Annotated in this window: 6 protein-coding genes; 3 read left to right on the top strand and 3 right to left on the bottom strand. The window is 68.1% G+C overall.

Annotated elements, in window-relative coordinates:
- Nucleotides 1–1,002 (bottom strand): proline dehydrogenase family protein (locus J7E68_RS05160; protein WP_215170483.1); only part of this gene is annotated, 1,002 nt, incomplete at its 3' end.
- Nucleotides 1,003–1,150: 148 nt separating this feature from the next.
- Between J7E68_RS05160 and J7E68_RS05155 the strand changes: the two genes are divergently transcribed.
- From J7E68_RS05155 to J7E68_RS05145, 3 genes are all read left to right on the top strand, one after another.
- Nucleotides 1,151–2,074, top strand: coding sequence for a LysR substrate-binding domain-containing protein (locus J7E68_RS05155; protein WP_215170481.1), 924 nt, complete (start codon nucleotides 1,151–1,153; stop codon nucleotides 2,072–2,074).
- 112 nt (nucleotides 2,075–2,186) lie between these two features.
- Entirely contained in the window at nucleotides 2,187–2,774 is a 588-nt protein-coding gene (locus tag J7E68_RS05150) for a nitroreductase family protein (RefSeq protein WP_215170479.1), read from the top strand.
- An 85-nt stretch (nucleotides 2,775–2,859) separates the two neighbouring features.
- On the top strand, nucleotides 2,860–4,365 hold the full coding sequence (locus J7E68_RS05145) for an amino acid permease (protein WP_215170477.1): 1,506 nt from the start codon (nucleotides 2,860–2,862) through the stop codon (nucleotides 4,363–4,365).
- 86 nt (nucleotides 4,366–4,451) lie between these two features.
- Here the strand turns inward: J7E68_RS05145 and J7E68_RS05140 are convergent, their stop codons facing one another.
- Complete coding sequence (locus tag J7E68_RS05140) at nucleotides 4,452–6,671, bottom strand: AAA family ATPase (RefSeq protein ID WP_215170475.1); 2,220 nt, start codon at nucleotides 6,669–6,671, stop codon at nucleotides 4,452–4,454.
- A gap of 76 nt (nucleotides 6,672–6,747) precedes the next feature.
- Nucleotides 6,748–7,440, bottom strand: a 693-nt coding sequence (locus tag J7E68_RS05135) for a phosphopantothenoylcysteine decarboxylase (RefSeq protein ID WP_285224867.1), incomplete at its 5' end; no start/stop codon positions are given.

Raw genomic sequence — 7,440 nt, 5'->3', positions numbered from 1 at the left:
CGACCAGTCGAGCACCCGCTTGTAGTTCGTGTCGGAGTCCTGCTTGGTGCCGTAGGTGGCCAGCGGCCAGCCGTGCACCTTCGGGTCGACCTCTTCCATCGCGAGGTTCGCGCCCTTGACCACGCGCACCTTGATGGGCGCCCCGCCCTTCGCGCGACGCGCGGCAGCCCACTCCTGCAGCTGCTGCATCGCACCGAGCGCGTCGGGCAGGTAGGCCTGCAGCACGATTCCGGCTTCGAGGTTCTCGAGCCCCGGCTGGTCGAGGATGGCGGTGAACGCGGCGATCGTCAGGTCGAGGTCGCGGAACTCCTCCATGTCGAGGTTGATGAACTTGGTCGTGCCCGAAGCCTCTGACGCGGCCGCGAGCTCGTAGAGCGGGGTGAGCTTGTCGACCACGTCGGCCACGGCCTCGTCGAACGACCACATCGAGAGCTGACTGACGACGCTCGAGACCTTGATCGACACGTAGTCGACGTCCTTGCGGGCGAGGAAGTCGTAGGTGCCCTGCAGGCGTCGACCGGCCTCGCGCTCTCCGAGCACGGCCTCGCCGAGCAGGTTGAGGTTCAGGCGGTTGCCGCTCTTGCGCAGCTTGGCGATCGCCGGGCCCAGCTTCGAGGGGGTCGCGTCGAGCACGAGGTGCCCGACCATGGCACGGAGCACGCGGCGGGAGATCGGCACGACGACGCCGGGGGGCTTGGGCGCCCAGAAGCCGCCCGTCTTGATGGCGGCCCGCAGGTATCCGGGCAGAAGCGACGGGGTGATGTCCGAGAGGTCGGCGAGCGCGCGGCCGGCGACGCTGAGGTCTTCGGGGCGCATCACGCCGTCGACGAAGCCGACGGTGAAGGCGAGACCGTTCGGGTCTTTCAGCACCTCTGAGAGACGCTGGGCGGCGGGCTCGACGGGGTGGGTCTCGCTCTCGGTGAGCCAGCGCTGCACGAGTGCCGCGACCTCTTCGGTGCGAGGCGTCGTGTCGGGAGTGGTGGTGTCGGCGACGACAGTCATCAGGGTGAACCTTCCAGGGGATCGCACACCCGGGAACGTGTGCGGCTCGATCATTGTCAGGCGCGCGGCTAGGCTACGTCTATCAACCGATCTGCAGGAATTCTGTTCAGCCAGAGTGAACGATCGAAACTCCGCGAGAGGGGCCGGAATGCTCGACGTCAATCGACTGCGGATGCTGGTCGAGCTGTCCCGCCGCGGCACCCTCTCGGCGGTCGCCGACGCCCTCTCGTACAGCAAGGCCTCGGTCTCGCAGCAGTTGAGCGCGCTCGAGCGAGACGTCGGGGTTCCCCTGCTTCGCCGAGTGGGTCGTGGTGTGCAGCTGACCCCGCAGGGCACCGTGCTCGTGGCCGAGGCGATCGGCATCCTCGACCAACTCGAGCACGCCGAGGTCGCCGTGGCCGAGTCGCTCACCGAGGTCACCGGCACGGTGCACATCGCCGTCTTCCAATCGACCGCGCACTCGCTGCTGCCCGGCGCCCTCAACGCGCTGCGCGAGCAGCATCCGGCCCTGCGCGTCGAGGTCACCGAGAGCGATCCCGAGACCGGACTCGTCGGCGTCTCGAGCCGTGACTTCGATCTGATCCTCGCCGAGCAGTACCCCGGACGCACCCGCCCGATCCACGCGGACCTCGACCGGGTGGTGCTCGTGCACGACGCGATCACGCTGGCGCGGAGGCCCGGCACGGACGAGACCGCGGATGCCGCAGGCGCAGACCCGGTGACCGCACTGCGGTCGACGCGCGACGAGCCGTGGGTGCTCGAGCCCGCAGGCACCGCCTCGCGCGCATGGGCCGAGCAGCTCTGCCGCACGGCCGGTTTCGAGCCGGATGTGCGGTTCGAGGTCGCCGACCTCACGGCGCACGTGCGGCTGATCCGCGCGGGTCTCGCCGTCGGCCTGCTGCCCGAGCTCGTGTGGGCGGGCGAGCAGCCGACGGTCGCCCTGACTCCGCTGCCCGACGAGCCGCGTCGCGAGATCTTCTCGTCGGCCCGTCGGGTGTCGGCCGCGGCGCCGTCGATCCGAGCGGTGCGGCGAGCGCTCGCCTCCGCCGCATCTCGCAATCTGCGGGACTGAGGTCATTTCGCGTCATTCCCCGTCATCGGGAATATGCATTCACACGCATCGGTTGAGAGGCTTGTACGCGGACGAAGGAGTCCGATCCCACTCCTTCTCGAAAGGCACTTCCGTGAGCACTCCCGTGATCGACCGCACCGCCCCCACCGAGCACCCCGTCCTCGACGTCCTCGCCGGGCGCTGGAGCCCCCGTGCGTACGACGCCGAGAACACCATCGACGACGCCAAGCTGAACGCCGCCCTCGAGGCCGCGCGCTGGTCGCCGTCGGCCTACAACCTGCAGCCGTGGCGCTTCATCGTCGCTCGCCGCGGCACCGCCCTGTTCGACCAGGTCGTCGACTCGCTGGTCGAGTTCAACCAGCTCTGGGCCTCGAAGGCCGCAGCCCTCGTCGTCGCGATCGCCGAGACCGAGTCCGAAGAGGGCAAGGCCATCAGCCACGCGGTCTACGACCTCGGCCAGGCCGTGGCGCACTTCTCGGTGCAGGCCCACCACGAGGGTCTCCTCGTGCACCAGATGAGCGGCTTCGACCCCGAGGTCATCCGCGAATTCGCCGACCTGTCGCCGCGATTCTCCGCCCTCACCGTGATCGCCGTCGGCGAGCTCGGCGACGCCGCGGGTCTTCCCGAGGGACTCCAGCAGGGCGAGACGGCCCCGCGCGTGCGTCGCCCGATCGACGAGACGGTCATCCTCAGCGCCTGACACTCAGCCATGCCGCGAAGGGCGTCACCCGATATAACGGGTGGCGCCCTTCGTGCGCGGCGTGCTGCGACCTAGAATCATCCGCATGGCGATTCAGCGGAGGATCAAATCGGTCGAGCAGTCGATGGCCGAGACGCACGACGAGAAACGTTCGCTGAAGCGGTCGCTCGGAGTCTGGGACCTCGCGGTCATGGGAGTCGCCGTGGCCGTCGGCGCGGGCATCTTCTCGGTCGGGGCAGAGGCGTCCGCCCGGCACGCCGGGCCCGCGGTGATCGTCTCGTTCATCATCGCGGCTGCCGTCTGCGGCCTCGCGATCCTCTGCTACGCCGAGTTCGCCTCATCCATTCCCGTCGCAGGCTCCGCCTACACGTTCACGTACTCGACGCTGGGCGAGTTCCTCGCCTGGATCATCGGCTGGGACCTCATCCTCGAGATGCTCATGGCATCGGCCGTGATCGCGAAGTACTGGGGCGTCTACCTCGGCGATGCGGTGTCGCTCTTCGATCTCGAGATCCCGATGACCCTGCAGCTCGGGCCGCTGTCGTTCGACTGGGGCCCCGTGGTCATCGTCGCGATCTTCACGGTGCTGCTCGCCCTCGGCACCCAGCTCTCGAGCCGCGTGAACAGCGTGTTCACGGTGATCAAGGTCGCCATCGTGCTGTTCGTCATCGTCGTCGGCCTGTTCTTCATCAACGGCGCCAACTACAGCCCCTTCGTGCCGCCCGCCGAATCGGGCGCGGCGTCTGAGAGCGCGTGGACGCAGTCGCTGTTCTCGTTCATGACCGGCTCCGACCCGACGATGTACGGCGTGTTCGGCATCCTCAGCGGTGCCGCCCTGGTCTTCTTCGCCTTCATCGGCTTCGATGTCGTCGCGACCAGCGCCGAAGAGACGAAGGACCCCAAGCGCACGGTGCCCCGCGGCATCATCCTCGGCCTCATCATCGTCACCGTGCTCTACGTGCTGGTCGCGATCGTGATCACCGGCATGGTGTCGTACACCGAGCTCGCGAAGCTCGAAGAGCCGTCGCTCGCCAGCGCGTTCGAGCTTGTCGGTGCCACGTGGGCGGCGCAGGTCATCGCGATCGGCAGCCTCGTCGGCCTCACCACCGTCGTCATGGTGCTGCTCATGGGCCTCGCCCGCGTCGTCTTCGCGATGAGCCGCGACGGTCTGCTGCCCCGCTCGCTGAGCGTCACCGATGCCAAGCGCGGCACGCCGATCCGCATCCAGCTGATCGTCGGCGTGCTCATCGCGATCATCGCGGGCTTCACCGACGTGCAGGTGCTCGGCGACATGATCAACATCGGCACCCTGTCGGCCTTCGTCCTCGTGAGCATCGGAGTGCCGATCCTGCGCAAGAGCCGCCCCGACCTCGAGCGCCCGTTCACGGTGCCGCTGTCGCCGTGGCTGCCATGGATCTCGGCTCTGGCGTGCTTCTGGCTGATGCTGAACCTCAGCACCGAGACCTGGCTGCGGTTCGCGATCTGGCTCGCCCTCGGCATGGTCATCTACTTCGCATACTCGCGGCGTCACTCGCTGATCGGCCGCGAGCTCGCGAAGGATGCGATCACGAGTCGCAGCACGCGGATCTGACGCAGAGCGCACAGACAGAGAGAGGGGCGGATGCCGTGGCATCCGCCCCTCTCTCGTGCGTGGATCTCCGTCGGGTCGCGTGGATCTCAGTCGAGCAGTTCGGCCTCGATCACGTCATCGTCGGAATCGGGCCCGGAGTCGGGCTCGGGTTCCGGCGACGTCGAGGTGAGCACGAGTCCGGTGCCGTCGACCGAGACATCGACCCGCACCGTGTCGCCGTCGTGCACGCCACCGGCGAGCAGCGCGGTGGCCAGCTTGTTCTGCACCTCGGTCTGGATGAGGCGACGCAGCGGACGGGCACCGAAGAGCGGGTCGTAGCCGCGCTGGGCGAGCCACGACCGCGCGTCGGGGGTGACCGCGAGGGTGAGCCGGCGATCGTGCAGCCGCTGGTGCAGCTGATCGATCGACAGCTCGACGATCTGCGCGAGGTCGTCTTCGGTGAGCGTCGAGAACATCACGACGTCGTCGAGACGGTTCAGGAACTCCGGCCGGAAGGCCTGGCGCACGAGCGCCATGACCTGCTGGTGCTTCTCGTCGGGCGAGAGCGTCGGGTCGATGAGGATCGGCGAACCCAGGTTCGAGGTGAGGATCAGGATGACGTTCGAGAAGTCGACCGTGCGGCCCTGCCCGTCGGTCAGACGTCCGTCATCGAGCACCTGCAGCAGCACGTCGAAGACCTCGGGATGCGCCTTCTCGACCTCGTCGAGCAGCACGACGCTGTACGGACGCCGCCGCACGGCCTCGTTCAGCTGACCGCCCTGCTCATAGCCGACGTATCCCGGAGGGGCGCCGACGAGCCGTGAGACGGAGTGCTTCTCGCCGTACTCCGACATGTCGATGCGCACCATGGCGCGCTCATCGTCGAACAGGAAGTCCGCGAGTGCTTTCGCGAGCTCGGTCTTCCCGACTCCGGTCGGGCCGAGGAACAGGAACGAACCGGTCGGACGCCCCGGGTCGCTGATGCCCGCTCGCGAGCGGCGCACGGCATCCGAGACGGCCTTGACGGCATCCTTCTGCCCGATGAGGCGGCGCCCGAGCTCGGACTCGAGATGCAGCAGACGCTCGCTCTCGCCCTGCAGCAGGCGACCGACGGGGATGCCGGTCCACGCGGCGATCACCGCGGCGATGTCCTCGTCGGTGACCTGCTCGTTGACCATGCGACCCTCGGTCGAGACAGCGGCTTCGGCCTGCTCGGCCTCGGCGATGTCGCGTTCGAGCCGCTTGATGGTCTCGTACTCGAGCTTCGAGGCGCGGGTGTAGTCGGCCTCGCGCATGGCCAGGTCGCGCTGCGTGACCGCATCGTCGAGCTGCTTCTTGAGGTCGCCGACCCGGTTGAGGCCCTGACGCTCACGCGCCCATCGGGCTTCGAGCTCGGCGAGCTGAGCCTCCATGCCCACGAGCTGCTCGCGGAGCGCGCTGAGACGCTCCTTCGACGCGGCATCCTTCTCGCGCTTGAGAGCCAGCTCTTCGAGCTTCATGCGGTCGACCTGGCGCTTGAGCTGGTCGATCTCGACGGGTGACGAGTCGATCTCCATCTTGAGCCGCGACATCGACTCGTCGATCAGGTCGATCGCCTTGTCGGGCAGCTGCCGCGCGGGCAGGTAGCGGTTCGACAGCGCGGCGGCCGCGACCAGCGCGCTGTCGGCGATCGTGACGCCGTGGTGCGCCTCGTAGCGACCCTTGAGTCCGCGGAGGATCGCGATGGTGTCCTCGACCGTGGGCTCACCCACGTACACCTGCTGGAAGCGGCGTTCGAGAGCGGCATCCTTCTCGATGAACTCGCGGTACTCGTTGAGCGTCGTCGCGCCGATCAGGCGCAGCTCACCGCGGGCGAGCATGGGCTTCAGCATGTTCGAGGCGGCCACCGATCCTTCGCCACCGCCGGCGCCCATGAGCACGTGCAGCTCGTCGATGAACGTGATGATCTGCCCGTCGGACTCGGTGATCTCTTTGAGCACGCTCTTCAGGCGCTCCTCGAACTGACCGCGATACATGGCGCCCGCCACGAGAGCCGAGATGTCGAGCGACACCAGCTCCTTGTTCTTGAGCGATTCGGCGACGTCACCGGCGACGATGCGCTGTGCGAGACCTTCGACGACGGCGGTCTTGCCGACGCCCGGCTCACCGATCAGCACGGGGTTGTTCTTCGTGCGACGCGTGAGCACCTGGCTGACGCGCCGGATCTCACTGTCTCGTCCGATCACGGGGTCGAGCTTGCCCTGGCGGGCACGGTCGGTGAGATTGATCCCGAACTGCTCGAGGGCGGACTGCTGGTCGTCGTTCTGTGCGCTCTGTGGGCCTGGCATGCGTTCCTCCTGGGAGACTCCTTCTGGTTGACGTCTTGTGATCGAATCCACAAACTTGAGTGGACTCGACTCAAGTTTACCTCAGGGCGAGCGCGGCGTCCAGAATCGCTCGGGCGACCTCGCGCTTCGACCCGGCAGCGGATGCCACCACAGCGCCGCCCGCTCCGACGATCTCGACGGCGTTGTCGGGCCGTTCGAAGCCCTGCTCGGCGTTCGCGAGGTTCACGGCGAGCAGATCGGCGCCCTTGCGCTCGCGCTTGCGGCGAGCGCGCTCCCTGCGCTCCTCGGCGGATTCCGAGGTCTCGGCGGCGAAGGCGACGATCGTCTGACCTTCGACTGCCCGCCCCTCGTCGCGGGATGCGGCCAGCCCCGCGACCACGTCCTCGTTCTCGACGAGGTCGAGATGCGTCAGCACTCCCTGCTCCTTCGTGAGCTTGTGCTCCGAGACCGAGGCGGGGCGGTAGTCCGCGACGGCAGCGGCCATGATGACGATGTCGGAGTTCAGCGCCGCATCCTTCATCGCAGCAGAGAGCTCTGCGGCTGTCCCGACGGCGACGACATGGATCGACGGATGCCGGGCATCGGCCAGCACGTCGGCCGAGATGTTCGCGGCGACCACCGTCACCTCGGCGCCGCGAGCGGCGGCGTCCGCGGCGAGCGCGATGCCCTGCCGGCCGCTCGAACGGTTGCCCAGGAAGCGCACCGGGTCGATGGGCTCCCTGGTGCCGCCGGCGGAGACGACGACGCGCAGTCCCTCGAGGTCGCGAGG

The organism is Microbacterium sp. ISL-103 (genome assembly GCF_018613995.1).
Lineage (GTDB): Bacteria > Actinomycetota > Actinomycetes > Actinomycetales > Microbacteriaceae > Microbacterium.
The sequence above is the reverse complement of the archived record's forward strand: the minus strand, read 5'-3'. Positions and strand labels throughout refer to the sequence as shown.